General features: G+C 61.6%; 20 protein-coding genes. 12 read left to right on the forward strand and 8 right to left on the reverse strand.

Going from position 1 to position 25,641, the window contains the following annotated elements; all coding sequences use genetic code 11:
* Nucleotides 1-22: 22 nt before the first annotated feature.
* Complete coding sequence (locus HKK55_RS07100) at nt 23-886, reverse strand: MBL fold metallo-hydrolase (protein WP_169353993.1); 864 nt, start codon at nt 884-886, stop codon at nt 23-25.
* Between the two features lie 95 nt (nt 887-981).
* On the opposite strand from HKK55_RS07100, the gene HKK55_RS07105 reads away from it, so the two are divergent.
* The 3 genes from HKK55_RS07105 to HKK55_RS07115 are packed head-to-tail and all read left to right on the forward strand — an operon-like array spanning nt 982 to nt 3,428.
* Nucleotides 982-1,317, forward strand: a complete 336-nt coding sequence (locus tag HKK55_RS07105) for a helix-turn-helix transcriptional regulator (protein ID WP_010166774.1) — start codon at nt 982-984, stop codon at nt 1,315-1,317.
* A 50-nt stretch (nt 1,318-1,367) separates the two neighbouring features.
* The gene (locus HKK55_RS07110; RefSeq protein ID WP_169353994.1) at nt 1,368-2,612 is read left to right on the forward strand and encodes an FAD/NAD(P)-binding oxidoreductase; all 1,245 of its coding nucleotides are present in this window, start codon (nt 1,368-1,370) and stop codon (nt 2,610-2,612) included.
* Between the two features lie 9 nt (nt 2,613-2,621).
* Nucleotides 2,622-3,428, forward strand: coding sequence for a sulfite exporter TauE/SafE family protein (locus tag HKK55_RS07115; RefSeq protein ID WP_169353995.1), 807 nt, complete (start codon nt 2,622-2,624; stop codon nt 3,426-3,428).
* A 188-nt stretch (nt 3,429-3,616) separates the two neighbouring features.
* Here the strand turns inward: HKK55_RS07115 and HKK55_RS07120 are convergent, their stop codons facing one another.
* The 3 genes from HKK55_RS07120 to pvdM all read right to left on the reverse strand — a co-directional run bounded on the left by HKK55_RS07120 (nt 3,617) and on the right by pvdM (nt 7,169).
* On the reverse strand, nt 3,617-4,444 hold the full coding sequence (locus tag HKK55_RS07120; protein WP_237151360.1) for a formylglycine-generating enzyme family protein: 828 nt from the start codon (nt 4,442-4,444) through the stop codon (nt 3,617-3,619).
* A gap of 74 nt (nt 4,445-4,518) precedes the next feature.
* Complete coding sequence (locus HKK55_RS07125; RefSeq protein WP_169353997.1) at nt 4,519-5,796, reverse strand: aminotransferase class V-fold PLP-dependent enzyme; 1,278 nt, start codon at nt 5,794-5,796, stop codon at nt 4,519-4,521.
* Nucleotides 5,797-5,816: 20 nt separating this feature from the next.
* The gene (pvdM, locus tag HKK55_RS07130; protein WP_169353998.1) at nt 5,817-7,169 is read right to left on the reverse strand and encodes a pyoverdine-tailoring dipeptidase-like protein PvdM; all 1,353 of its coding nucleotides are present in this window, start codon (nt 7,167-7,169) and stop codon (nt 5,817-5,819) included.
* A 174-nt stretch (nt 7,170-7,343) separates the two neighbouring features.
* Here pvdM and HKK55_RS07135 point away from each other — a divergent pair, with 174 nt between their 5' ends.
* Nucleotides 7,344-8,948 carry a PvdJ/PvdD/PvdP-like protein gene (locus HKK55_RS07135; RefSeq protein ID WP_169353999.1) on the forward strand — a complete coding sequence of 535 codons (1,605 nt, stop codon included), beginning with the start codon at nt 7,344-7,346 and terminating at the stop codon, nt 8,946-8,948.
* 129 nt (nt 8,949-9,077) lie between these two features.
* A complete protein-coding gene (locus HKK55_RS07140; RefSeq protein ID WP_169354000.1) occupies nt 9,078-10,112 on the forward strand; it encodes a hypothetical protein in 1,035 nt (344 codons plus the stop codon).
* A 45-nt stretch (nt 10,113-10,157) separates the two neighbouring features.
* Here the strand turns inward: HKK55_RS07140 and HKK55_RS07145 are convergent, their stop codons facing one another.
* From HKK55_RS07145 to HKK55_RS07155, 3 genes are read right to left on the reverse strand one after another with little or no spacing between them, the layout of a single operon-like run.
* The gene (locus HKK55_RS07145) at nt 10,158-11,546 is read right to left on the reverse strand and encodes an efflux transporter outer membrane subunit (protein WP_169357797.1); all 1,389 of its coding nucleotides are present in this window, start codon (nt 11,544-11,546) and stop codon (nt 10,158-10,160) included.
* A 7-nt stretch (nt 11,547-11,553) separates the two neighbouring features.
* Entirely contained in the window at nt 11,554-13,527 is a 1,974-nt protein-coding gene (locus HKK55_RS07150) for a MacB family efflux pump subunit (protein WP_169354001.1), read from the reverse strand.
* Nucleotides 13,528-14,700, reverse strand: a complete 1,173-nt coding sequence (locus HKK55_RS07155; RefSeq protein ID WP_169354002.1) for an efflux RND transporter periplasmic adaptor subunit — start codon at nt 14,698-14,700, stop codon at nt 13,528-13,530.
* A gap of 269 nt (nt 14,701-14,969) precedes the next feature.
* Between HKK55_RS07155 and HKK55_RS07160 the strand changes: the two genes are divergently transcribed.
* Nucleotides 14,970-15,452, forward strand: a complete 483-nt coding sequence (locus tag HKK55_RS07160; RefSeq protein WP_169354003.1) for a sigma-70 family RNA polymerase sigma factor — start codon at nt 14,970-14,972, stop codon at nt 15,450-15,452.
* Nucleotides 15,453-15,578: 126 nt separating this feature from the next.
* The gene (locus tag HKK55_RS07165) at nt 15,579-16,916 is read left to right on the forward strand and encodes a lysine N(6)-hydroxylase/L-ornithine N(5)-oxygenase family protein (protein WP_169354004.1); all 1,338 of its coding nucleotides are present in this window, start codon (nt 15,579-15,581) and stop codon (nt 16,914-16,916) included.
* A gap of 721 nt (nt 16,917-17,637) precedes the next feature.
* Here the strand turns inward: HKK55_RS07165 and HKK55_RS07170 are convergent.
* Nucleotides 17,638-18,579 carry a transporter gene (locus tag HKK55_RS07170; RefSeq protein ID WP_169354005.1) on the reverse strand — a complete coding sequence of 314 codons (942 nt, stop codon included), beginning with the start codon at nt 18,577-18,579 and terminating at the stop codon, nt 17,638-17,640.
* Nucleotides 18,580-18,781: 202 nt separating this feature from the next.
* On the opposite strand from HKK55_RS07170, the gene HKK55_RS07175 reads away from it, so the two are divergent.
* The 5 genes from HKK55_RS07175 (at nt 18,782) to HKK55_RS07195 (ending at nt 25,627) form a co-directional block, all read left to right on the forward strand.
* Nucleotides 18,782-19,819 (forward strand): AraC family transcriptional regulator, encoded by a 1,038-nt coding sequence (locus HKK55_RS07175; RefSeq protein ID WP_169354006.1) that lies wholly within the window; start codon nt 18,782-18,784, stop codon nt 19,817-19,819.
* A gap of 76 nt (nt 19,820-19,895) precedes the next feature.
* Nucleotides 19,896-20,513, forward strand: coding sequence for a transcriptional repressor LexA (lexA, locus tag HKK55_RS07180; RefSeq protein ID WP_169354007.1), 618 nt, complete (start codon nt 19,896-19,898; stop codon nt 20,511-20,513).
* Nucleotides 20,513-21,130: a translesion DNA synthesis-associated protein ImuA gene (gene imuA / locus HKK55_RS07185; RefSeq protein WP_169354008.1), complete on the forward strand. Its 618-nt coding sequence runs from the start codon at nt 20,513-20,515 to the stop codon at nt 21,128-21,130. Before lexA ends, imuA begins: the two co-directional genes overlap by 1 nt.
* Nucleotides 21,131-21,137: 7 nt before the next feature.
* Nucleotides 21,138-22,553 carry a DNA polymerase Y family protein gene (locus tag HKK55_RS07190; RefSeq protein WP_169354009.1) on the forward strand — a complete coding sequence of 472 codons (1,416 nt, stop codon included), beginning with the start codon at nt 21,138-21,140 and terminating at the stop codon, nt 22,551-22,553.
* Nucleotides 22,529-25,627 (forward strand): error-prone DNA polymerase, encoded by a 3,099-nt coding sequence (locus HKK55_RS07195; RefSeq protein ID WP_202020920.1) that lies wholly within the window; start codon nt 22,529-22,531, stop codon nt 25,625-25,627. The genes HKK55_RS07190 and HKK55_RS07195 overlap by 25 nt, the downstream gene beginning before the upstream one ends.
* The last annotated feature ends 14 nt before the right edge of the window (nt 25,628-25,641 follow it).

Consider the following 25,641-nt stretch of genomic DNA (forward strand, 5'->3'; position numbering starts at 1 on the left):
CCCCCACAGTTGGCAATGTATTTCATAGTTGGTTGAGCGGGATCTTCAGGTACACCACACCGTTATCTTCCGCCGGCGGCATATGCCCGGCCCGCACATTGACCTGGATTGCCGGCAGCAACAGTGTCGGCATGCCCAACCCGGCATCCCGCTCGGTGCGCATCTTCACAAACGCGGCTTCATCCACCCCCTCATGCACATGAATATTCCCCGCGCGCTGTTCGGCCACCGTGGTCAGGCACTTGGCCACGCGGCCTTCGGGTGGGTAGTCGTGGCATACGTATAGGCGGGTTTCGGGCGGGAAGGCCAGCAGCTTGCGCATCGACGCGTAGAGCTGGTGCGCGTCACCACCGGGAAAGTCGCAACGGGCGGTGCCGACGTCAGGCATGAACAAGGTGTCGCCCACCAGGATCAGTTGCCCTTCGATCAGGTAGGCCATGTCCGCAGGGGTGTGGCCGGGGACATGCAGCGCTTGGGCTTTGAGGTTGCCAATGTGAAACACCTCGTTGGGCGCAAACAAGTGATCGAACTGTGAGCCGTCGACCCGAAACTCCGGTTCCAGGTTGAACAGGTGCTTGAACACGTCTTGCACCTTGCTGATGGACTGGCCGATGGCGATCTTGCCGCCCACTTGCCGGCGCAGGTAAGGCGCAGCAGACAGGTGATCGGCATGGGCGTGGGTTTCCAGCAGCCATTGCACCTGCAGTTGATGTTCGTGGACAAACGCGATCACCCGGTCGGCCTGGGCGGTGTCGGTACGTCCGGCCGCCGGGTCATAGTTGAGCACTGAGTCGACAATCGCACATTGGCCGCCGTCGTGTTCATAGACGACATAGGTGTAGGTCGACGACGCCTCGTCCAGAAAGGATTGAATCAACGCTGGCATAACGGCTGTCCCAAGTGGCGTAAATAAGTAGTTACAATCACTTTACGTTTACACATAATGTTTTGAGCTTAAGTGAGAGAGAGAGTCTGAAGCAAATGGAATCGAACCTGAGTGAAGGCGAAGTCGCCCAGTTGCGCGCGTCGGCCTCCAAGGCCTGCGCCTTGCTCAAGGCCCTGGCCAATGAGGACCGGCTGCTGATTCTCTGCCAGTTGACCCAAGGCGAGCGCAATGTCGGTGAGCTGGAAACCATGACCGGTGTGCGTCAGCCCACGCTGTCCCAACAGTTGGGCATCCTGCGTGACGAAGGGCTGGTGGCCACCCGCCGTGAAGGCAAATACATTTTCTACGGGCTGGCCAGCCACGAAGTGATCCAAGTGATGAAGACCTTGTCCGGCCTGTATTGCGGGGCGGTGATCAAAAGCTGGGCGTGATGCCATACGGCGGCGACCCTTGTGTGCATTCAGAAAAAAAGGCGAAGACCATGAACGACCAACACTGGGGACCTACCATCAGTGGCGACATCGTTGTCATCGGCGGCGGTTCGGCAGGCATCGGCCTGTTGGCCAGCCTGCTCAAGCGCGACCCGCACCTGAACATCACCCTGATCGAACCCAACGACACCCACTACTACCAGCCCGCCTGGACCCTGGTGGGCGGCGGCGCCTATGACGTGAAGAAGACCGCACGGCCCATGGCCGACGTGTTGCCCGACGGCGTCACCTGGGTGCAAGCGAGCGTCGCCGAGTTGCTGCCCGATGAGCAGACGCTGGTGCTCGACAGTGGCCAGCGCGTGACGTGGAAGAACCTGATCGTCTGCCCCGGCCTGCGCCTGGCCTGGGAAAAAATCGACGGCCTGCCAGAGACCCTTGGCCAGAACGGCGTCACCTCTAACTACAGCTACCAGCACGCCAGCTACACCTGGCAACTGGTCCGCCAGCTCAAGGGTGGCAAGGCGATCTTTACCCAGCCGGCCATGCCGATCAAATGCGCCGGTGCGCCGCAGAAGGCGATGTACTTGTCATGCGATCACTGGCTCAAGCAAGGCGACCTGAAAAACATCAACGTCGAATTCAACCTGGCCGGTGCCGCGCTGTTTGGTGTGGCGACCTTTGTGCCACCGTTGATGAAGTACATCGAGAAATACTCGGCGCAGTTGGCCTTCAATTCCAATCTGGTCAAGGTCGACGGCCCGGCGCGCAAAGCCTGGTTTGAGCTCAAGGACGCTGAAGGCAACGTCACCGTCGAGGAAAAGTCCTTCGACCTGCTGCACGTCGTGCCGCCGCAAGTCTCCCCGGACTTTATCCGCCAGAGCCCGTTGGCCGATGCCGCTGGCTGGTGCGAAGTGAATCCCCAGAGCCTGCAACATGTGCGTTATTCCCACATCTTCGGCCTCGGTGATGTGTGCTCCACCACCAACGCCAAAACCGCCGCTGCGGTACGCAAGCAGATTGTGGTGGTGGCCGAAAACCTGCTGGCCCTGCGCAAACAGGCCCCGATGCTCCTCAAGTACGACGGCTATGGCTCCTGCCCGCTGACGGTAGAAAAGGGCAAGGTGGTGCTGGCCGAGTTTGGCTATGGCGGCAAGTTGCTGCCAACGTTCCCCCTCGATCCGACCGTCGCCCGGCGTTCTGCCTGGTTCCTAAAGGCTACGTTGCTGCCGTGGTTCTACTGGAACGGCATGCTCAAGGGTCGCGAATGGCTGACCAGCCTGTCCAAGGTGGATTGAGAAAACCCTATGCTGCTGGCAAGTTTTTTTGGCGTGCTCATGGGCTTGATCATGGGGCTGACGGGGGCCGGTGGCGGCATTCTTGGTGTGCCGGCTCTGGTACTGGGGCTTGGCTTGACCATGACTGAGGCAGCGCCTGTGTCGTTGTTCGCCGTGGGCGCGGCGGCGGCCGTCGGTGCGATTGACGGCTTGCGCCATGGCCTGGTGCGCTACCGGGCGGCGCTGTTGATCGCGTTGCTCGGCGCGCTGTTTTCACCGCTTGGGGTGTTCTTCGCCCATCAACTGCCGGACAAGATCCTGATGGGCCTGTTCAGTGCGCTGATGGTGCTGGTGGCCTGGCGCATGTTGCAGCGCGAGAAGGTCGAGGCCGGGCCCAGTGACCATGGCACCGCGTCCTGGGGCCAGAAGAACTGCATGCTGGATCAACAGACCGGACGCTTTTCCTGGACCGCCAAATGCACGGCAACCTTGGCCGCCCTTGGCGCGGTGACGGGCGCAGTGTCGGGGTTGCTGGGGGTCGGTGGCGGGTTTTTGATTGTGCCGGCGTTCAAGCAACTGACGGATGTGCAGATGCGCGGGATTGTCGCCACGTCGTTGATGGTGATCAGCCTGATTTCCCTGGTCGGCGTGGTGGGTGCGTTTCATGCCGGGGTGAGCATTGACCGAATGGGGTGGGTGTTTATTGGTGCGAGCGTCGTGGGAATGGTGGTGGGGCGCAGGCTGTGTTCGTTGATCCGGGCGCGTACCCTGCAAGTCGGTTTTGCCGCGCTGTGCCTGGGGGTGGCGGCCTGCATGCTATTGAACGCCGTGATTTAGTGTGTGGCTCGCCTGCGATAGCCATGGATCAAATCACTGAAAACTCTGTAGCCGCTGCCGAGGTACGAGGCTGCGATGGGTTGCGCAGCAGCCCTCGACGGCGGTCCTGCGGCCCGCATCGCAGCCTCGTACCTCGGCAGCGGCTACAACGCATCGCAGGCGGCGGCAGAGGAGCGTGGCTTTGCCGTTCAGAGCTCTCTTGCCACCCTGAACCCCAGCCAATCCCCCCGAGTCGTCGCCGGTCGATCATTACGATTACCCGAACGCGAGAAAATCGGCGCCTCGCCCCAATCGTTCCCTCGGATATGCCGGGTTTCGCAGTTCTTGTCCTGCCAGGCACTGCCATCAGTCGGCGCACCGACGTAGCTGTCGTGCCAGCAATCGGCAACCCACTCATACACATTGCCATGCATGTCATACACACCAAAGGCATTGGGCGGGTAGCTGCCGGCGGGCGAGGTGAAGCTGTAGCCGTCTTTCGGCCCGTAGGTATTGGCGTGCTGGCTGATGCCGTATTCGGTGTCCGGGTCCATGGGGAACGGGAAGGAACCCGTACTGCCGGCGCGGGCCGCATATTCACGTTCGGCTTCGCTGAGCATCCGGTATTTCTGGCCGGTCTTTTTCGACAGCCAGGCGACATAGTTTTCGACGTCCTGGAAGTCCATGCACACCGCCGGCTGCTTCGGCCCTTGGGTGTACGTCGGCTTGCTGGCCTTGCACGCACGGCCGGGGCGGGTGTCGCCGTCGGCGATCTTGACCCCACTCTGGCGAATATAGGCGTCCCATTCGCTGGCCTGGACCTGGAAGCGGCTGATGGCAAACGGCTTGGCAAACGTCACCGTGTGCAGCGGGCCTTCGTCCGACTGGCGGCCCAGTTCGTCGTCTGGCGTGCCCATGACAAAACTGCCGGCCGGCAGAACCACCAGCTCCGGGCAGCCGTCCTTGCAGTCCTTGAACACCTTGCCCGGCGCAGGTGTTGCAGCGTGGGCGCTGCCTGCAGCCAGTGTGGCGAGCATCACACCCAGGGACAGGCGATACAGTGCGGTTCGAGACATTATTTGCAGCCTTCTCGTCAGTGTCAGGAAAGGGTTCAGTATTTGTTCGTCAGCACAGCCATGGCCCGGTCGATCTCCTGCTCGGTGTTGAGCAGGCCCGGCGCCATACGCACCACCGGGCCGACATCACGGTCCACGGCATCCACCACAATGCGGTTTTGGTTCAGGTAAGCGGCGACTGCGTCGACGTCCTGGCCCTTGACCCGGAAGAAGGTGAACCCCGCTGAGAGCTGCGCACTGTCGGGCGTGACGAGCTCGATGCCGGCGTGTTCTTTCAGGCGCTGCTTGAGGTAGGTGTTGAGCTGATGGATGCGTGCCTGCACCTCGGCCTTGCCCAATTGCAGGTGCAGTTTGAACGCCTCGCCCAAGGCCCAGCGATGCTCGAAAGCGTGATAGCCGCCGGGGGTCATGATGGTGCCGAAATCCTTGTTTTCCGAGAACGTCGGAAAGGTCGGCGTCAGGTCGCTCATTTGCTCCGAGGCGGCGCAAATGATCCCGGTGCCCCGTGGCCCAAACATCCACTTATGGGTGCCCGCAATGAAGTAGTCACACTTGAAGTCAGCGAAGTTCATGTCCTCGACGCCGAAACCATGCACGCCATCGACCACGTAGATAATCCGGTCCTTCTCATCCCGCTGGCGATTGTGCTCGCGCACCAGTTCACCAATCTCTCCCACGGGCAGCTTGACCCCGCTGCCCGACTGCACCCAGGTCATGCCCAGCACCCGGGTTTGCGCGCGGATATTGCGCGAGATATTGCCCAGCACTTCATCGCTGGAGACGCTGCGCGGGTCCTTGAACAGGCTGATCTTGCGCACCTGAGTGCCTTCGCGCTTGACCCGGAAGTTCAGGGTGTTGCGGGTGGAGTAGTGCTCGTGTTCGGTGGTGAGGATTTCCTGGTTGGCGTTGACGTGCAGCCCGCCATAAATCATCACCAGGCCTTCGGTGGTGCTACCGGTCAGGGCGATCTGCCGTGGCTTGACGTCCAGATAGCGCGCCGCCCAGTCGCGCACTTCGCCTTCGCGTTGCCATTCGGCCTGGGTTTCCCAGTCGACCCACTTGGCCGGGTTGAGATCCAGTTCGGCGCGGTAGCGGTCGATGGCGTCCTGCACCGGTTTCGGGTGTGAGGTGATGAGGAAGTTGGCGAAGTGCGCGTAGTTGGGGTCGAGCTTGAACAGCTGGCGCAGGGCTTGCCATTTATCCGTGGCGACAGCCGGCGTGGCGGCTGCCGCCGAGGGGATCAAGTGACTGCTCAACGGCAGGCTGGCCGCAAGTACGCCTGCGGTTTTCAGAAAGGTACGGCGATCGGTCATGGCAAGGCTTCGCTGCGGATTCAAGGTTGGGTGAGGGCGACAGGCTGGGCGGCTTTTTGCACCTGCTCCCAGACCCTGAGGAAATTGCCGCCCCACAGCTTGGCGATGTCCGCTTCGGAGTAGCCACGAGTAATCAACTCGGCGGTCACGTTGCGAATTTCACTGACGTCCTTGAAGCCTTTCACGCCGCCGCCTTCGTTGAAGTCCGAACTGATGCCGACATGGTCGATACCCATCTTCGTCACCGCATAGTCGATGGCGTCGCCCAGGTCCTTCAGGCTGGCCTGGGGTTCTTCATCGAGGATGTCGTACAGCGCGCTGGCGTACTGGCCGAACTTCTGCGAGGGCCACGCGGCAATGATCGGGTCGCCGGGCATCAGTGCCACGTGCAGGTTGGGCAGCGGCGGCAGGTTGAACTTGGCACGCAGGCGGTTGAGTTTGTCCTGGGTGGCTTGGGTCAGCGGGCGCAAGTAGGCGGAAAACGCCACGATCTGCACCACGCCACCGCTGTTCTTGATCAGCTGCATTTCCTTGTCGCTGAGGTTGCGCGGGATATCCACCAGCGCCCGTGGCACCGAGTGCGAAGCAACCATCGGCGTGCGGCTGAGCTTGGCCACTTGCTCCAGGGCCTTGGTCGACATTTGCGAGACGTCGATGATCACCCCAAGGTCGTTGAGCCGGTGCACGGCGCGTTTGCCCAGGTCCGATAAACCATTGAATGCGTCGGGTGTGTCATTGAAAAATGGCAGCGGTCGAGAAGAGTCGGCCCACGGGTTATTGCCCACGTAGCTGAAACCGAACATGCGCATGCCGCGCGCGGTCCACAGGTCCAGTTGGCTGATGTCTTCGCCCAATGGGTAGGCATTGAGCATGCTGATAAATACCGCGAACTTGCCTTCACCGTGCAGGCGTCGGAAGTCGTCCGGGGTGTAGGCGATGCCCACCTGATTGGGGAAGTCGCGGACCATCCCGGTGATCGCCTTGTAGCGCACTTCCTGCTGCTGGCGAGATTGGTCGACAAAGGCTGCGGTGGGTTTGTGCGGGGCATTGGGGCCATTCCACATTTCCGGCCAGCCGAAAATCGTCAGGGCCGCCCCCGAGAGGCGCCCACGCTGGGCCTTGACCAGGTCGAACTTGTCCAGCCCGTCTTTATCCGCTTCGTCACCCTCGCTGCCGAAGCGCAAGGGCAGGGTGATGTGGCTGTCGAAGGAAATGATCCGGTCTTGCAACTCGTCGGCCTGCTTCATGACCTTGAGCGGATAACCCGCGCTGTCGTACAGGTATTTCCAACCCAGGAAACCGCCGCCGGCGGCAATCGCCAGCGCCAGTGGCAGGCCGATCAGAAGAGCTTTTTTCGAGCGCGTTTTGGTCATTGCCATCTCAGTGTCGCTTTCCGGTGGATGAGGTGCAGGCGAGGCCTTTGCTATCTGGGAAGAACGAGTGATGGAGGGGGAAATTTAGGTGCTTGCCCAGGCCCCTAAATTTGTTCGGCCAATGCTCGTTCTAGCTTGGATAAAGCCTGCTCCATGGCTGACACAGGTAGGGCAATGACGATTTCTCGACGAGGCTTCATCGCGGGCCTGGCACTGACCGGCGCTGCGGTGCCAGCCGCCTATTACGCCCATCGTCAATTGACGCTGCCGGATGAACCGATTACCCCGGGTGAGGCCACGGTGGACCTGCCAGACATGGCCGGCCAGCAGATGGCCAATGCCTTGCGGGGCGTGTGGGACATTCGTCTCGAAGGCCGTGATGCCGGGCTCGATGGCGTGCCCGGTGAAGGCTTGGAACTGTTGCTCGATATCGCCGCCCGGGGTCGTGGTGTGCGCGGGTATTTGGACAGCGCGCAGGGATTACGTAGTGATGCCGTGCCGCGCTATGAAGTCCTGGGCGACCTGGCAGACGTCAAGCAAGGGCAAATCAGCTGGCGGCTGCTGGACAGCCGCAGCGGTATTATCCGGTATCAGTTTGTCTCCACCCTCGATGAGGTCTGGGCGGCCTTCGGTAATGCCGGCACCGCGTCGCTCAGTGGGCGTGTGTTGCGTATGGACCGTGCCCTCGGCTTGCCCGAAGACGACAACCGGTTTGTGGCGATCAAGCGGTTGTTCCCCGAAGCCCGTGAGCGGGCGCTGCTCAATCCGACCCTGGAGGCCTGGCTGATTTCGCCGGAGCACCGGCTGTTTCACCAGCTATGGCATGCGTCCCGGGACAAATGGCACAAACTGCCCGAAGACAAGCGCGAGGCCCTGCGGGGGATCGGCTGGCAACCCGGCCCTCGTGACCGTGAGCGTGATGCTCGCGGGCCACGCAAGGACCGCAATGGCTCGGGCATCGACTTCTTTTTCATGCACCGGCATATGTTGGGCACGGCGCGTTCGATGCAGGATCTGCCGTCCTGGCCGCGCTTTCCGTTGCCGCAGCCAGAGCTTGAGCGCGATCGCCTGGGGTTTATCCGTTACTTCGATAATCACGATGGCTTTTCGGTGCCGCCGACCTGGGTTTCCCGGGGGGATGACACCTTTACCCAGTGGGTCAGCGATATCAAAAGCGGCGAGACCTATTGCAGCAATTTCCAGGTATGGGAGTCGCAGTATCGGGATCCGGCTTATCTGTCGCGCATGACGTTGGGGCAGTTTGGTTCGCAGGTGGAGCTGGGGCTACACGACTGGTTGCATATGCGCTGGGCGTCGGTAGCACGTGATCCATCCAATGGTGCGCCGGCACCGTTGGCCCGTGATCCGGCAGACTTTGCCGGGCGTTGGTTCGGACCGGAGAACGACTTTCTCGGCGATCCGTTTTCGTCCCATGTGAACCCGGTGTTCTGGCACTTTCATGGGTGGATTGATGATCGGGTCGAAGATTGGTTTCGCGCCCATGAGCGGTTCCATCCGGGGGAGGTTCAACGCCTTGAGGTGAACGGCGTGCCTTGGTTTGCACCGGGGCGGTGGGTGGAGGTGGATGACCCGTGGTTGGGGCCGGATACCCATGGCTGCAGTACCACGCCGGGGTTGCAGATGGGACGGTCGATGGAGATGGATCCAGAGACGATGAAGTTGGCGTTGCGGATTACGTTTGGGGATGAGCAGACGGTCAAAAGTTTGTTCAGGAAGGTGCCGAGACGGCCCTGGTATGCGCGGCACTTGAAGGTCTAGACGGCGGTATCGAAGGATTTGATTGTTACTCTTTGTGTCGCGACTGGAAGATGAATTTGGGTGGTGGCACAATGTCACTATCGGGCCTCTTTATCGTTGGCTGCGAACCGAATTTGGCGTTATGGATTTATGTTTTCTAATCAACTCCTCTATCTGCTCTATGGCAACAAATCTGTTTACCGGTACGAAGCAAAATTCAGCATTTTGTCAGCCCTGCGTCACCGGAAAGATCCGGCCAGTTTCACGATCACAGTGATGACGGATCAGCCCGAGTCCTTTGATGGCTGGCCGGTCACTGTCCTGCCTCTTGACACGCAGACGCTGGATACCTGGAAAGGCACCGCAGGCTATTACCATCGACGTAAGGCCTGTGCTATCCAGGCCGGTGTTCAACTCGCCGACAAAACCATCTTCATCGATACCGATACGGTCTTCTTCAAAGATCCCGCCGAGCTATTCGGGCGTGTCACGGATAATCAGTTTTTGATGGATGAGTTCGAGTGGAGTTGGGCCCAAGCGTCCCAGCGCTCGGAGTACCGCGCATTCGCCGAGGAAGTAGACGCCGGAAATGAGCGCCCGGCGCCATCTTTGAAACTCTTCAACAGTGGCATCTGCGGGCTGACCAGGGCCAACGTCGCCATTCTCGACGGTACTATCGGTTTGATCGATCAGTGGGCCCATCATGGCGCCACACTGCTCACCATTGAGCAGATTGCGGTGTCCTTCATGCTGGACGGCAAGAAAGTCGTCGAGGCCAACGACTGCATCAATCACTACTTTTCAGTGAAGAACTACCACCATGCGATGTTAAAGGTGTTCTTTGACCAGCATGGCGAGGCCTATCGCGATAGCCTGCCGCAGATGACATTTTCGGTGCCCAATGGCCTTCCAAAAAATGCCCTCTACGACCGACTGCGCCTGAAATGGAAGCTCAAGGGCCAATGCACGACGTCGCGAAAGGTTGCCAAATTCTATCTGCTGGGCAAACAGGCCAAACGGTGTACCTACCTGAATGCTTGCAGGCCGCTGTGGTGGGAAAAGGCGCTTGAAGAGCTGAAGACGCTGGAGGCTGGTGACGAAACCCGGGTAAAACTGGATTCGTTCTGGCACGCAGACTCGGAGTTTGAAAGCTTCGCAAAGAAGCAGGTCGCAGAGCCGGCGTGATTGCCGAGTAGGGCCATCAGGCGCGAATAACCCCCTGATGGCCTGTCACAACACTCGCCATCCACCCCCTAACGCTTTGTACAGCGCAATACTCGCCTGCACCCGCGCCAACCTGAGCTGCACATTCAAATCCTGCGCCGCGTACAACGTTCGCTGCGTCTCCAGCACCGTCAGCAGATCCTCGGCCCCCGCCTGATAGCGACGCTCGGCAATCTCAAACGCTGTCTGCGCCTGCTGCAGTTCCTCAGCCTGCCACTGGCGCTGCTGATCCAGCCTGGTAATGCTGCTGAGGGCCTTCTCTACATCAGCAAAACCATTAATGATCGACCCGCGATAAACCTCCAGTAACTCCTCTTGCCGCGCCCTGGCCCGATCGCGCTCGGCACTCAGGCGCCCATTGTTGAACACCGGTCCCACCAACCCCGACGTGAGGGTGTAGAACGGGCTGCGCAACACATCGGCCGCTTTGCTCGACCCCGACCCCAGCGACGCTCCCAGCGTCACCGTCGGCAGCATCGCCGCGCGGGCCACGGTGACATCCGCTTGCGCCGCCGCCATTTGCGCCTCGGCACGGGCAATGTCGGGACGGCGCGTCAACAGGTCGCTGGGAATGCCAGCGCCAATAGTCGGCCAGGTCAGGACCTGGAAACCCTCGGTGCCCAGGTTCAGGGCTTGCACTGGCTGGCCCAGCAGGGCGGCGAGGGTGATCAGCGATTCCTCGGCTTGTTGTTGAATCAGCGGCAGTTGCCGTTGCTGGCTGGCCACCAGGCTTTTCTGCTGGGCCAGTTCCAGGGCTGTGGCCGAGCCCGAGTCGTAGCGGGTCTGTACCAGATTGAGGACGTTGCGGGCATTGGCCAGGTTGAGTTCGGCTATCTGCCGACGTTGTTGGGCCGACAAGGTCTGTGCATAACGGTCGGCGACGTTGCTGAGCAAAGTCAGCTCCACCGTCGCCTGATCGAACTCACTGGCGCGCACGGTTTGCAGCGCGCTGTCGCGGGCGGCGGCGCGACCGCCCCAGAAGTCCACTTCATAGCTGGCGGTGAGGTTGGCGCTGTAGTTGTTGACCGTGCTGCTGGTGTCAGAGCTGTCTGCGGTGCTGCTGCCACTGATGCGTTTCTGGCGACTGGCCTTGAGGTTCAGACCCACCTCCGGCAACAGCGGCGCACCGGCAATCACTGCACTGGCCTGGGCCTGACTCACTCGGGCCATGGCTGCAGCCACGTCGTAGCTGTCGTGGCGGGCCTGGTCGATCAGGTGGTTCAGTTGCGGGCTGCCAAACTGCGTCCACCATTGCTGGTTGGTGGACTGGTTTGCCTGGCGCTCGGCGAATTGCCAGGTCGTGGGCGGTGTAATGTGCGTGTCGGAGGAGGGCGCAGTGCCGGTGCAGGCGTTGAGCAGCAGGCACAGGCTGAGCAGGGACAGTCGCGGGGTCATGGATCGTTTATTCACTGGTCAACGCCTTTACCGGATCAAGCCGGGCAGCTTTGCGGGCCGGCATGAAGCCGAAGACAACACCGGTGACGAGTGCGCAGCCAAAGGCGCCGAGCACGGCCAACAGGGAAAATTGCACCGCCACGTCGGCGAGGACGAGTACGCCGCCGACGATCAGCGCCAGGGCGACACCGCACAGGCCGCCGACCACCGAAAGCATTACGGCCTCGGTAAGAAACTGACGCAGGATGTCGCGCTGGCGTGCGCCGGTGGCCATGCGGATACCGATTTCCCGGGTGCGTTCACGCACGGTCATCAGCATGATATTCATCACGCCAATCCCGCCTACCAGCAGAGAAATGGCGGCAATCGAGCCGAGCATCAACGACAGGGTGTTCTGTGTGCGAGCCTCGGCCTGGATCATGGCTGCGTAATTGGTCACCACGAAGTCCCGGCGGCCGTTGTGCAAGCCCAGCATCAGTTCGTCGATGGCCTGTTCGGTCTGTTTGACCTGGGAGGCGTCGGCGGCTGCGATGGCTACGTACTGCGGGTTCTGGCTGCCAAACAGACGGATGCTGGCAGCGGAGTAGGGCACGGCGATCCGGTCGTCGCTGTCCTGGTCGCCGGAGCTGGCGCCTTTTTCCTGGAGCACGCCGATCACCTGGAACGGCACGTTCTCGATCAGGATGTACTGGCCGATGGGGTCGCTGAAATCCTTGAGTAGTTTGTCCCGTACCTTCTTGCCGATGACGGCCACAGCGGTGGCGCTGTCTTCGTCGGCCTGGGTGAAGTAGCTGCCTTCGACCACCGGCCAGTTGAAGATTTCCGGGAAGTTAATGCCGTTACCGCCGACATAACTGGCGTGGTCGGCATTACCAAAACGCACCGTGGCCTGCGAGCCATTGACCGGCATGATCATCTTCACCTGAGGCAGCATGGCCACGGCGGCGACGTCGGTCAGGCTGACGATGCTCCTGGGCGCTCGCGGGCTGGAGGACAGGCCGCTGAGGTAGAGAATGTTTGAGCCAAAGGCACCCATCTGCGCCATGACTTGGCGCTTGCTGCCTTCGCCGACGGCGAGCATTACCACCACCGAGGCCACACCAATCACGATGCCCAGCAGGGTCAGGGCGGTGCGGAAGCGATTGATCCACATCACGCGCCAGGCCGCGTGCACGGCGTCCACCAGTTCACCTTTCCAGGCACCGTTGTGCTCGCTGCCGTCTTCCAGGCGCTGGCGTAAGTCGACGGCTTGCAGGGCGTTGGCGTTGGCGCTGTGTTGCACCTCGGGATGGTCGGCGGCGGTGTCGCTGATGATCAGCCCGTCGCGGATTTCGATGACGCGCTTGGCTCGCGCCGCCACTTCGCGGTCGTGGGTAATCAGGATCACCACGTGACCCTGGGCGGCGAGTTCGTCCAGCAGCGTCATGACTTCGGCGCCGCTGTGGCTGTCGAGGGCGCCGGTGGGTTCGTCCGCAAGAATGATGTGGCCGCCGTTCATCAAGGCCCGGGCAATCGACACCCGTTGTTGCTGGCCGCCGGACAACTGGTGTGGGCGATTACCGGTGCGCTCGCCCAGGCCCAGGCGTTCCAGCAGGGCGGTGGCCCGGGCGTGGCGTTCGGCGGCCGGGATGCCAGCGTAGATGGCCGGCATCTCGACATTTTCACGGGCCGACGCGGCGGGGATCAGGTGGTAGCCCTGGAACACAAAACCGAAGGCTTCGCGTCGCAGCCAGGCCAGCTCGTCGCTGTCCAGTTGTGCGACGTTTTCTCCGGCAAACAGATACTCGCCGCAGGTGGGGCGGTCGAGGCAGCCGAGGATGTTCATCAAGGTCGACTTGCCGGAGCCGGACGCGCCGACAATCGCGACAAACTCGCCGGCATGGATCGACATATCAATCCCGCACAGCACTTCCACCAACGGCGCATCTCCGCCGCCGTAGGACTTGCGAATGTCCGACAGGGTGATCAGGGGCGTTTGCATTCAGCCTCCGCTATTGGTGGCGGGGCCGATCAGCAAATGCTCACCCTCGGCGAGCCCTTCAACCACCTGGATACGCAGCCGGTCGCTGAGGCCGGTGCGCACCTGGCGTGGTTCAATGTCGCCATTTTTCGCCACCACCCGCGCTTGCTGCAGTTCGCTCCCAGCGCCGCCCTTGAGGGCGGCGACCGGTGCGGTCAATACGTTCTGCGCACGGCCGGCGACGAAAAACACCTGGGTGGTCATTTCGGCCATCAAGGCGTGATCCGGGTTGTCGACGTCCAGCAGCACGGTGTATAGCACCACGCGGCCACTGCCGCTTTTACTGCTGCTGGCGGGGCTGCCGTTGCCCTGACTGGTTTCATTCAGCGGCTTGGGCGGCACCGGCAGGATCTGCCGCACGGTGCTGGTCCAGCGCCGGGCGCCGCCGCTGAGGGTGGTGAAGTAGGCATGCATGCCGGGTTTGACGTGGCCGATATCCGCCTCGGAAACCTCGGCCCAGACCGTCATCGGCGACAGCTTGGCGATACGCAGGATCAGCGGTGTCTGTTGCTGGGCGTTGAGGGTCTGGCCTTCCCGTGCATCCACCGCGACCACGGTGCCGCTCATGGGCGCATAGATGCGGGTGTAGCCCAACTCGGCTTCGTCGCTGCGCAAACTGGCCTGGGCTTGGCGGATCTGCGCCTGGAACATGTCGACCCGCGCCTGGGTGGCGCTCAGTTCGGCTTTGGCCGTTTGTACGTCCTCTTCACGGGTGGCATTGCCGGCCGCGAGTTTTTGCTGGCGCTGGTACTTCTGCCGCGCCAGTTCATGCTGGGCCCGTTGTTCCTGCAACTGAGCCTGCAGGTTCTCGATGGCGTAGCGACTGGCGTCCAGCTTGGCCTTTTGGGTGGACGGGTCGATCTCTACCAGCAATTGGCCTTCCTTGACCTCGGCACCGGCCTCCACGTGGATTTTCTGGATCTGCCCGGAGGCCTGGGCGCCGACGTCAACGTAGCGCCGAGGTTGCAGGGTGCCCAGGGCGGTGACGCTGCTTTCGATATCGCCACGGGTCACGGTGACAGTCGCCAGTTTGTCCCGGCCCGGTGGCAGGACCTGCCAGGCGGCGACGGCAATAACGGGGATCAGGCACGTCATGACAAACAAGGCGCGCCGGGCGGGTCGAGGACGTTGCATGCTTAGGTTCCAGCCGGGAAAGAACGGGCCGCAGGTGCGGGAAGCTGCAAGGTAAACGAGAAAATTGCCCGGCAATTTAGGCTGTTACATATGCGGTTACAGGTGCCACAGAGAAATAAATGGGCCGTTGATACAAGTCTTGTTTAAATCTAGATGAGAATTACTATAAATTACGCATATTCAAACTGCCATCACCGAACCGCATCGCTGAATCGGCTGTTGTCTTCGCACTCAAGGACCTAATGCCGCCCTCCAGGCGGTCGGGAGTCATGTTGGAAAACTACTATCGCGAGCTGGTGTGTTTCCTTAACGCCAAGCTGGGCAACCGCCAGGTGGCCGAGGATGTGGTGCATGACGCTTATGTGCGGGTACTGGAGCGGGCGAGCGACACCCCCATCGAGCAGCCCCGCGCGTTCCTTTATCGCACGGCCCTGAACCTGGTGATCGATGGCCACCGGCGGAATGCCCTGCGCCAGGTGGAGCCATTGGACGTGTTGGACAGCGAAGAGCGCTTTGCCACGGCGTCCCCTCACGCCAGCCTGGATCATGGCCAGCGCCTGGAGATGTTGGAGCGCGCCTTGGGGGAATTGCCGGCGGCCTGTCGTGACAGCTTCATGCTGCGCAAGCTTGAAGGTTTGTCCCATCCGGAAATTGCCGAGCGCCTGAATATTTCCCGCAGCCTCGTGGAGAAACACATCGTCAACGCCATGAAGCACTGCCGGGTGCGGATGCGTGAGTGGGACACGCACTGATCGCGTCGCGGCTAAATTTTTTTTCATTGTCCTCGTTTCCTATCAACACACGACCTGTTGTTCTGCCTTCAGGTCTCTGAGGCTTTCCCGCCCCACCGCCACGGGGCTTATCCAGAGGACACTGGAATGACACAGGCAATTGCATCGCCCGCGGTTCACGACCTGATCGGTATCGGTTTCGGCCCTTCGAACCTGGCGCTCGCCATCGCCCTGCAAGAGCGCGAGAAGGCCCAAGGCAAACTGGACGTGCTGTTTCTCGACAAGCAGGCCGACTACCGCTGGCACGGCAATACCCTGGTAGCCCAGAGTGAATTGCAGATTTCCTTCCTCAAGGACCTGGTCACCCTGCGCAACCCCACCAGCCCTTACTCCTTCGTCAACTACCTCAAGGCCCATGGCCGTTTGGTGGACTTCATCAACCTGGGAACCTTCTACCCATGCCGCATGGAGTACAACGACTACCTGCGCTGGGTGTCCGGGCAGTTCCAGGCACAAAGCCGTTATGGCGAGGAAGTGCTGGCCATCGAGCCGATCCTGCATCAGCAGCAGGTCGAGGCACTGCGGGTGATTTCCCGGGATGCCCAGGGTGAGCAACTGGTGCGCACGGCGCGTTCGGTGGTGGTCAGCGCCGGCGGGACGCCACGCATTCCTCCAGCGTTCAAGGGCCTCAGGGAGGATGGTCGGGTGTTCCACCATTCCCAGTACCTGGCGCGCATGGCCCAGCAGCCGTGTGTCGATGGCAAGCCGATGCGCATTGCGATCATCGGCGGCGGCCAGAGCGCGGCCGAAGCCTTTATCGACCTCAACGACAGCTTCCCGTCGGTGCAAGTAGACATGATCCTGCGGGGCTCGGCCCTCAAACCGGCCGACGACAGCCCGTTCGTCAACGAAGTGTTCTCGCCGGAATTCACCGACTTGGTGTTCCAGCAGGCCAGCGGTGAGCGCGAGCGCCTGGTCAACGAATACCACAACACCAACTATTCGGTGGTGGACCTGGACCTGATCGAGCGCATCTACGGGATTTTCTATCGCCAGAAAGTTTCGGGTATTGCCCGTCACGCGTTCCGTACCCTGACCGCTGTGGAAAAAGCCACTGCCGGCCCGTTGGGGGTCGAGTTGGCCCTGCGCAATAACGCCACTGGGGATACCAGCCTTAACCATTACGACGCGGTGGTGTTGGCTACCGGGTATGAGCGGCAGATGCATCGCCAGTTGCTGGCGCCGATGCAGGAGTACATGGGCGACTTTGAGGTCAGCCGTGACTACCGCGTGGTGACGGATGAGCGCTGCAAGGCGGGTATCTATATGCAGGGGTTCAGCCAGGCCAGTCATGGTTTGAGCGACACGCTGCTGTCGATCCTGCCGATTCGGGCGGACGAGATTGCTGCGTCGTTGTATGAGCATGATCGTAGTCGTGGGCAGGGAAGGTCGGTGCGGGATTTGTTGTTGGCTACTGCTAGTTGAGTGGGGGTGGGTTGGGTGGATTGGGGGGCATATCCGTTGCTGCGGTTATGGCCACTGTTGGTTCCGCCCTTACGGCGGGTCACTTTTGGAAAAGAGCCCCAAAAGTAACCAAAAGGGCTCTTGCCCCACCACTCGGCACCTCGCTAGTGCTCGGTGTGCCTTCTCTCCGGCATTGGTCCGTGGGCCGCCGCAATGGGCCATCCCTGGCCCAGTGCGGCTAAACCGGCGTCCTGCCGGTTTACCCACGGACCAATGCCTACGCTCAGCCAGCGTGGTTTAACGGGGCGCCTAAGATCAAAAACAGAGCGAGGCGGCCTAGTAGCCGACCTAGTATCTGAAGCGTATGCGTTGTGGCTTTTACATCCTTATTCGCTGACGAAGTCAGCGGTCTTTTGATCTGGCTTTTGCTGTGGCTTGTGATTTTGATCTGAGGCGCCCCGTTAAACCACGCTGGCCGTAAGCCGATATTGATTTGGGGGGTAAACCGGCAGGACGCCGGTTTAGCCGCCCTCGGCCAGGGATGGCCGATGGCGGCGGCCCCCCAAATCAATGTCGGATTACGGGCACACCGAGCATGAGCGAGGTGCCGAGTGGTGGGGCAAGAGCCCTTTGGTTACTTTGGGGCTTTTCCAAAGTGACCCGCTGTAAGAGCGGAACCAATAGTGGCCATAACCGCAGCAACGGATATGTCCCCCAACCCAGCCCAACCCAATCCCCCGTATTACAGCGCAAACGGAATCGTCAACTTAGCCCACAACATATCCCCCTCCGGCCGATTCTTCACATCAAACTCCTTGGCCCACCGCACCTCCGCACTCGCGTACTTGAGAAAAGTGAAATACACCGCCGGACCGATGGCAAACACCTGCCCCTTCACACCGTCATCAACATCCTCCCCATAGATATTGACCACCGTACGCCCGTACTGCTTATCGTCAGTGGTCTGCTTGAGGTAGTACCCATTCACCCCCAGGCTCAGGTTATCGGTCACTTTGTAGCTGGCCGAATAATCAAAGTGGAAAATCTGCCCTGAGCGGTAATGGGTATCAGGGTTTTCCTTGTTGAAACTGTAGGTAGTCTTGATCGACAGCTCGGTACGCTCATTAGGCATCCAGGTCGCGGACACCAGCGGTTTGTAGGTATAGAAGTTGTTGCTTGTATTGGCCAGCCGCGTGGCGTCGTACTCGCCGGTGGGCAAGGTGATCTCCAGGGCCGTCGCCAGGGTCAGGTTCTTGCCCATGTCCCAGAGGATGATCGGGGCCAGAGTGGTATCGCCCATGCTTTCGCGCTGGTCAGACATGCCGAACATCGACACCTGCTGTTTAATCCACGGCTGGGCGATGTAGGCGCCCAGTCGCCCGCCCAACACCCGCACCGGGCTGAGGTAATCCAGGCGCGGGATGACGGCATCGGACTGGATATCCACCCCCGACACCTTGCCACCCAGGGAGCTGATATTGAGCTTCCTGGCTTCGTAGTGGTTGTAGTAGAGGTTGAACGCAAACATGTGGTCCGGCAGGTTGTTGACGTCCAGCGGCAAGATGTAGAAGCCGTCGGTGCCGGGGCCGATGTTGTCGACACCGCCTTCGGTGGCCAGGGCCGGCAGGCTGATCAGGGTCAGCAGGGCGAGTTGCACGGGGCGAAGCGCACGGATCGGTTTCATGTCTGGGCTCATTATTATTGTTAGGGGGACGCTACCTATACAAATAAGCCCTTGGCGCCCAACGGGGCAGGGTATTGGCGGCCAGATAGGGGGACTTTGGCGGACAGTTTTCATCCAGAGTGCGGCGAATCTGGCAAGCGCCTATGATTGTCAGGATGTTTCTAAAACAACAACCGAGCACTCAGTCGGGAATCGAAGATCCATGCAAAGCAAAGCCGTTGATCCGCACTATGAACTGGCCCTGGTCTCGCCATTTCTCCTGCAAACCCTCGGGCAAGTCGTCGCGCAAAAGGGCGCCAGCGCCGAGCACCTGTGTCGCGGCCTGGGTTTTACCCTCGACGACCTGGATGACCCGGCCCAGCGGATTTCCTATCGCCAGGCGGTCACCATGATTCAGCGGGCGCTCAAGGTCTTGCCCGACCAGGGATTGGGCTTGTGTGTGGGCCATCAGAATGTGCTGGGTACCCTGGGCCTGCTGGGGCATGTGATTTCGCTGTGCAAGACCTTGCGCGATGCGTTCGCCGTCGGTGAGCGCCATCAACATACCTCCGGCGGCATTGCCACCACGCGTACCCATGAAAGCGCCGACGAGGTGTTTGTCGATATCGAATGCCTGTTGCCCTATGCGCAGGTGCAAGTGTTTGCCGCCGAAGAGTTCTTTGCCAGCCTCATGGTCTATGGTCGGGCGTTGGTAGGCGCCGACTTCATGCCGCTGCGGGTGGAGTTCATGCATGCCGCGCCGTCGTATGTCGCCGAGTACCTGCGGTTGTTCGGTACGGATGTGCGTTTTGGTTGCCTGCACAATCGCATGGTCCTGGCCCGTCATTGGCTGGACGTACGCCTGCCCAATCATCATGCCCTGGCGTTGCGCCAGGCCCTGGAACTGCTGGAACTGGAAAGCGCTCAACTGCACCAGAAGATGGACTTGATCCAGGCGGTGGAGCGCGCGATTTCCCGTGACTTACAGGGCAGCCAGTTGGAAAAGGTCGCCAGTGACTTGAACATGAGCGGCCGCACCTTGCGCCGGCGCCTGACCGAACATGGGCTGACCTTTGAAGGGTTGCTGGAACACGTACGGCGCGCGCGCACCATGGGTTTGTTGAGCAACCCGGGGTTGTCCATCGAGCGCATCACCGAGGAGGTGGGTTACAGCGATGTACGCAGTTTCAGACGGGCGTTCAAACGCTGGACGGGGCTGAGCCCCAGCGCGTTTCGTGGTGAAGGAGGAGGGGTCGTGTGATGTTGGGGCGATTCTTGGCAGGCTGATATCCCTCCCGACTGGCGGTGCTTGTCAGCTATTTCTCGAAAGAGTACAAATGTACTCCATGACGACCCTATCTCCCCGCCGCTCCGCCATCCTGACCTTCATTCGCGACCGTATCGCGCAGCAAGGCCAACCCCCGAGCCTCGCCGAAATCGCCGAGGCCTTCGGCTTTGCTTCCCGTAGTGTCGCCCGCAAGCATGTGCTGGCTCTGACCGAGGCCGGTTTTATCGAGGTCAATCCTAATCAGGCCCGCGGTATCCGCCTGCTCAATCAACCGGCACGCCCCGAATGGCTGGACATCCCCGTCCTCGGCCGAGTGGCAGCAGGCTTGCCCATCGGTGCCGACGCCGAAGTCCACAATCGCCTGATGCTCGACCCGGCCACCTTCGCCCGAATACCGGATTACCTGCTGCGGGTCCAGGGCGACTCAATGATCGAAGACGGCATCCTCGATGGCGACCTGGTGGGCGTACGTCGCAGTGCCGAGGCAGTGAATGGGCAGATTGTGGTGGCGCGCCTGGACGGTGAAGTCACCATCAAACGCTTCGAGCGCACCGGCGAAAACGTACGTCTGCTGCCACGTAACCCGGCTTATGCACCCATCGTGGTCCGGCCCGACCAGGACCTGGCCATCGAAGGCGTGTTCTGCGGTCTGGTGAGGCAAGGTTGATGGGCGCCGTCGTTGCCCTGGACTCGTTGTTCAATGGTGGTCGAGTCTGGAAGGGCCGGCCCGTTGCGCCACCGGCCAGCGTTCATGCCACCGGGCTCGCCGCCCTGGATGCGGTGCTGCCTACGGGAGGCTGGCCGGAGTCGGCCTTGAGTGAAATCCTGGTGGCCAAGGAGGGTGTGGGCGAGTTGCAACTGGTATGGCCGACCCTGGCGCGACTCTCGGCGGCGGGGGAGCGGATTGTGCTGGTGGCACCGCCCTATATTCCCTATCCCCATGCCTGGCAAAACGCCGGTGTGGACCTGCGCCAGCTCTCGGTGATCCAGGCGGATGAACGCGACGCCTTGTGGGCAGTGGAGCAATGCCTGCGTTCCGGCAGTTGCGGGGCGGTGTTGTGCTGGCCGCGCAAGGCCGACGACCGAGCCTTGCGTCGTTTGCAGGTGGCGGCGGAAACCGGCCAGACCCTGGCGTTTGCCTGGCGCCCGTTGAGCGAGGCAATCAACCCGTCGCCGGCGGCTTTGCGTCTGGTGGTCGAGGCCAGGCCCGCCCAGGTACGGGTGCTCAAGTGCCGGGGCGGGTTGGCTCACCCGGCGCCGATTGCTCTTGCGAGCGGGCACTGAGGTTGGCATGCGCTGGGTCTGTATTGTCTTCCCGCAATTGGCGCTGGACGGGGTGCTGCGTCTGCGTCCCGAACCGGATCAGCCCTTGGCATTACTGACGGGTACCCCGCAGCGGCGGGTGCTGCAAACCGTCAACGAGGCTGCGCGCAAATTGGGGCTGCGCCCTGGCCAGTCCCTGACGGCGGCTCATGCCCTGACCAAGGCCTTTACCTGCGCCGAATACGATCCGGTGGACATCGAGCGCTGGCAGCAATTTCTTGCCGCCTGGGCCTACCGTTTCAGCTCCCAGGTCAGTGTGTTTTACCCGCGCGCCCTGTTGTTCGAGATTGAGTCGAGCCTGGGTCTGTTCGGGCCATGGCCGCAGCTCGAAGCACGCCTGCGCAAGGAACTGACAGCGCTGGGTTTTCGTCACCGCATCGTTGTCGCCCCCAACCCGATCGCCGCCCGGGTGCTGGCCAATGTCTACGACGGTGTGGCCGTGGCGGATGATGAAGTTCTACAGCAAGCCTTGGGTCCGATTCCCATCGACCGCGCCGGTCTCGACCCGCAAGCCGCCACCGCCTTGTCGCGGATGGGCCTGCGCACCCTGGCTCAGGTGCAGGCCTTGCCCCGGCATACCCTGGCTCGGCGTTTTGATGCGGCATTGCTCAAGCACCTGGATGCGCTGTCCGGCCAGCGCCCACTGGCCCTGGCTTTCTACCTGCCGCCAGACCAGTTCGATGCACGCATCGAACTGAACTTTGACGTGCTGTCTCACCAGGCGTTGCTGTTTGTGCTGCGTCGCCTGACGGGCGACTTGTCGGCGTTTCTGTGTGGACGAGACAGTGGCGTGCAGCGTTTCGACCTGCATCTGGAACATGCCGAGGAGCCGGACACGCTGATCAAGGTTGGCCTGCTCAGTGCGGAACGTGATCCGGCGATGTTATTCGAGCTGGCCCGAGGGCGCCTGGAGCAGGTCCAGGTGACATCGCCGGTGCGCGGCTTTCGCCTGACGGCCCAGGACCTGCCGGTGTTTGTGCCCCAGCGCCAGGACCTGTTCGATGAGCGCCCGCAACAAACCCTGCCTTGGGAGCAGTTGCGTGAACGCCTGCGGGCGCGCCTGGGTGACGAGGCGGTACAAGGCTTGCGTTTTCAAGCCGATCATCGCCCGGAATGTGCCTGGCAACCTGGCGTCGACAGCCGGGCGTGTCCGCCATTGAGCAAGGTGCAACGGCCCGGCTGGTTGTTGAGTGAGCCGACGGTATTGGCCGAGCAGGGCATACAGGTCCTTATGGGCCCGGAGCGCATTGAATCCGGCTGGTGGGACGGTGCCGATGTGCGCCGTGATTACTACCTGATCCAGACCCGCACGGGCCAGCAGGGCTGGGCCTATCGAACCGTGGGCGAACGCGGCGTGCTGTGGCTGCAAGGCTGGTTTGCATGAACCCGGATTACGCCGAGCTGCACTGCCTGTCCAATTTCAGTTTCCAGCGCGGTGCGTCCAGTGCCCGCGAGCTGTTCGAGCGGGCCAGGCAGCAAGGCTACCAAGCGCTGGCAGTCACCGATGAATGCACCCTGTCGGGCATCGTCCGTGCCTGGCAGGCGGCCAAGGAGGTCAAGCTGCCGTTGATCATCGGCAGCGAGATGCGCATCGAGAACGGCCCGAAACTGGTGCTGCTGGTGGAAAACCTGGAGGGCTATCAGCACCTTTGCCGGCTGATCACCCTTGCCCGGCGTCGTGCCGAGAAAGGTCACTACCGCCTGCTGCAAGAAGACTTCGCCAATCCTGTACCGGGGTTGTTGGTGCTGTGGGTGGCCGAAGAGGCCGACACCCAGGCCGACATCCAGTGGCTGTGCAATACGTTCGCCCAGAGAGTGTGGCTGGCGGTGCAGTTGCATGGTGGTCAGGACGATGCCCGTCTTCTTGAGCAACGCTTGAAGCTGGCGGCCCGTTGGCATATCCCGGCAGTCGCCTGCGGCGATGTGCATATGCATGTGCGCAGCCGTCGTGCGTTGCAGGACACCATGACCGCGATCCGTCATCACGTGCCGGTCGCCGAGGCGGGCGCGCGCCTGTATCCCAATGGCGAACGCCACTTGCGCAGCCTTGACGCCATTCGTGCCCTGTATCCGCCGCACTTGCTTGAAGCGTCGTTGAGCATTGCCCGCCGTTGCACTTTCGACCTGAGCCAACTGCGTTATCAATACCCACGGGAGTTGGTACCCGAAGGGCAGGACCCGAAATCCTGGCTGCGGATCTTGACCGAGCAGGGCATGGTCCAGCGCTGGCCGAACGGCGTCACGCCCAAGACCCTCCAGCAAATTGACAAAGAACTGGAACTGATCACCGAGCTGGGTTACGAAAGCTATTTCCTCACGGTGCATGACATCGTGCGCTTTGCCCGCAGCCGTTCGATCCTCTGCCAGGGCCGTGGCTCGGCCGCCAACTCGGCAGTGTGTTATGCCCTGGGCATCACCGAAATCGACCCGATCCTGACGAACATGCTGTTCGAGCGCTTCCTGTCCCGGGAGCGCAACGAGCCGCCAGACATCGACGTCGATTTCGAACACGAACGCCGGGAAGAAGTGCTGCAATACGTGTTCCAGCGCTACGGCCGCACCCGCGCCGCCTTGACGGCGGTGGTCAGCAGCTACCACGGTGCCGGCGCGGTACGTGACGTGGCCAAGGCCCTGGGCCTGCCGCCGGATCAGGTTAACGCGCTGGCTGATTGCTGTGGGCGCTGGAGCGATGAAGCGCCGCCCTTGGAGCGCCTGCGTGAAGGCGGTTTCGACCCCGACAGCCCGGTGCTGCGCCGGGTACTCAGCCTGACCCAGCAACTGATTGGCTTTCCCCGGCACCTGTCCCAGCACCCCGGTGGTTTCGTGATTTCCGAACACCCGCTGGACACCCTGGTGCCGGTGGAAAATGCCGCCATGGCTGAGCGCACCATCATTCAATGGGACAAGGACGACCTGGATGCCGTCGGCTTGCTCAAGGTCGATATCCTGGCCTTGGGTATGCTCAGTGCCATTCGCCGGTGCTTCGACCTGCTGCGGCGTCATCGCCACCGTGATCTGACCTTGGCCGGTATTCCAAAGGAGGACCCGGCCACCTACGCCATGATCAGCCGCGCCGACACCATTGGCGTGTTCCAGATCGAGTCCCGGGCGCAGATGTCGATGCTGCCCAGGCTGCGGCCGAAGGATTTCTATGACTTGGTGATCGAGGTGGCCATCGTGCGTCCTGGACCGATTCAGGGCGGCATGGTGCATCCGTACCTGCGTCGGCGGAACAAGGAAGAAGAAACGACTTATCCATCGCCGGAGTTGGAAGTTGTGTTGGAACGTACCTTGGGCATTCCGCTGTTCCAGGAGCAAGTGATGCAGATCGCCATTGTCGCTGCCGACTACAGCCCCGGTGAGGCCGATCAGTTGCGTCGCTCCATGGCAGCTTGGAAGCGCCACGGTGGCCTGGAGCCTCATCAGGAACGACTGCGCAGCGGCATGGTGAAAAACGGCTACACCGAAGCCTTCGCCGCGCAGATTTTCGAGCAGATCAAGGGCTTTGGCAGCTATGGTTTTCCGGAGTCTCACGCCGCCAGTTTCGCCTTGCTGACCTACGCCAGTTGCTGGCTCAAATGCCATGAGCCGGCGGCGTTTGCCTGCGCCCTGATCAACAGTTGGCCCATGGGCTTCTACAGCCCGGACCAGGTTCTCCAGGACGCGCGCCGTCATCACTTGCAGATTCGCCCGGTGGACGTGAGCGCCAGTGACTGGGATTGCAGCCTGGAACCCATCGAGGGCCAGCAGCCGGCAATCCGCATGGGGCTGCGCATGGTTTCGGGATTTCGTGAGGAGGATGCACGGCGCATTGAAACCGCGCGCCAGGGCGGTGATTTTTTCGACATTGCCGACCTTGGCGAGCGCGCCCGGCTGGACACTCGCGCCCAGGAACTGCTGGCGGATGCCGGTGCGTTGCGCAGCTTGGCCGGGCACCGATATCAGGCGCGCTGGGAAGTGGCCGGGGTACAGCGGCAGATGGGTTTGTTTGCCGGCGTGCCCAGCCCCGAAGAGTCTGTGGTGGCGTTGCCGCAACCGACGGTAGGCGAAGACCTGCAGGCCGACTATGCCAGCGTCGGTACTACCCTGGGCCCACACCCGTTGGCGCTGCTGCGTGATGAACTGCGCACGCGACGTTGCCGCAGTTCCCGGGAGCTGCTGACAGTGGAGCATGGGCGTCATGTCAGCATCGCCGGTTTGGTGACCGGCAGGCAACGGCCTGGGACCGCCAGCGGAGTCACCTTTGTCACCCTGGAAGATGAGTTCGGCAATATCAACGTGGTGGTCTGGCGTGACCTGGCAGAGCGTCAGCGCCAGGTGCTGGTAGCGTCGCAGTTGCTCAAGGTAGACGGGCGCTGGGAGGCGGTGGGGGAGGTCCGGCACTTGATCGCCGGGCGCTTGAGTGACCTGACGCCATTATTGGCCTGGATCAATGTGCGCAGTCGGGATTTCCATTGAAATTCTGGCCGTGC

It is taken from the genome of Pseudomonas sp. ADAK18 (genome assembly GCF_012935695.1).
Classification (GTDB): domain Bacteria; phylum Pseudomonadota; class Gammaproteobacteria; order Pseudomonadales; family Pseudomonadaceae; genus Aquipseudomonas.

Excerpts from the sequence above, each read along its gene's own strand:
- HKK55_RS07125 (WP_169353997.1), bottom strand. The coding sequence starts at position 5,796 with ATGACCGATCGCCGTACCTTTCTGAAAACCGCAGGCGTACTTGCGGCC.
- HKK55_RS07110 (WP_169353994.1), top strand. The coding sequence starts at position 1,368 with ATGAACGACCAACACTGGGGACCTACCATCAGTGGCGACATCGTTGTC.
- HKK55_RS07145 (WP_169357797.1), bottom strand. The coding sequence starts at position 11,546 with ATGACCCCGCGACTGTCCCTGCTCAGCCTGTGCCTGCTGCTCAACGCC.
- HKK55_RS07170 (WP_169354005.1), bottom strand. The coding sequence starts at position 18,579 with ATGAAACCGATCCGTGCGCTTCGCCCCGTGCAACTCGCCCTGCTGACC.
- HKK55_RS07100 (WP_169353993.1), bottom strand. The coding sequence starts at position 886 with ATGCCAGCGTTGATTCAATCCTTTCTGGACGAGGCGTCGTCGACCTAC.
- HKK55_RS07150 (WP_169354001.1), bottom strand. The coding sequence starts at position 13,527 with ATGCAAACGCCCCTGATCACCCTGTCGGACATTCGCAAGTCCTACGGC.
- HKK55_RS07165 (WP_169354004.1), top strand. The coding sequence starts at position 15,579 with ATGACACAGGCAATTGCATCGCCCGCGGTTCACGACCTGATCGGTATC.
- HKK55_RS07175 (WP_169354006.1), top strand. The coding sequence starts at position 18,782 with ATGCAAAGCAAAGCCGTTGATCCGCACTATGAACTGGCCCTGGTCTCG.
- HKK55_RS07115 (WP_169353995.1), top strand. The coding sequence starts at position 2,622 with ATGCTGCTGGCAAGTTTTTTTGGCGTGCTCATGGGCTTGATCATGGGG.
- HKK55_RS07140 (WP_169354000.1), top strand. The coding sequence starts at position 9,078 with ATGTTTTCTAATCAACTCCTCTATCTGCTCTATGGCAACAAATCTGTT.
- HKK55_RS07155 (WP_169354002.1), bottom strand. The coding sequence starts at position 14,700 with ATGCAACGTCCTCGACCCGCCCGGCGCGCCTTGTTTGTCATGACGTGC.
- HKK55_RS07135 (WP_169353999.1), top strand. The coding sequence starts at position 7,344 with ATGACGATTTCTCGACGAGGCTTCATCGCGGGCCTGGCACTGACCGGC.
- HKK55_RS07120 (WP_237151360.1), bottom strand. The coding sequence starts at position 4,444 with ATGCTCGCCACACTGGCTGCAGGCAGCGCCCACGCTGCAACACCTGCG.
- HKK55_RS07105 (WP_010166774.1), top strand. The coding sequence starts at position 982 with ATGGAATCGAACCTGAGTGAAGGCGAAGTCGCCCAGTTGCGCGCGTCG.
- imuA (WP_169354008.1), top strand. The coding sequence starts at position 20,513 with ATGGGCGCCGTCGTTGCCCTGGACTCGTTGTTCAATGGTGGTCGAGTC.
- lexA (WP_169354007.1), top strand. The coding sequence starts at position 19,896 with ATGTACTCCATGACGACCCTATCTCCCCGCCGCTCCGCCATCCTGACC.
- pvdM (WP_169353998.1), bottom strand. The coding sequence starts at position 7,169 with ATGACCAAAACGCGCTCGAAAAAAGCTCTTCTGATCGGCCTGCCACTG.
- HKK55_RS07160 (WP_169354003.1), top strand. The coding sequence starts at position 14,970 with ATGTTGGAAAACTACTATCGCGAGCTGGTGTGTTTCCTTAACGCCAAG.
- HKK55_RS07190 (WP_169354009.1), top strand. The coding sequence starts at position 21,138 with ATGCGCTGGGTCTGTATTGTCTTCCCGCAATTGGCGCTGGACGGGGTG.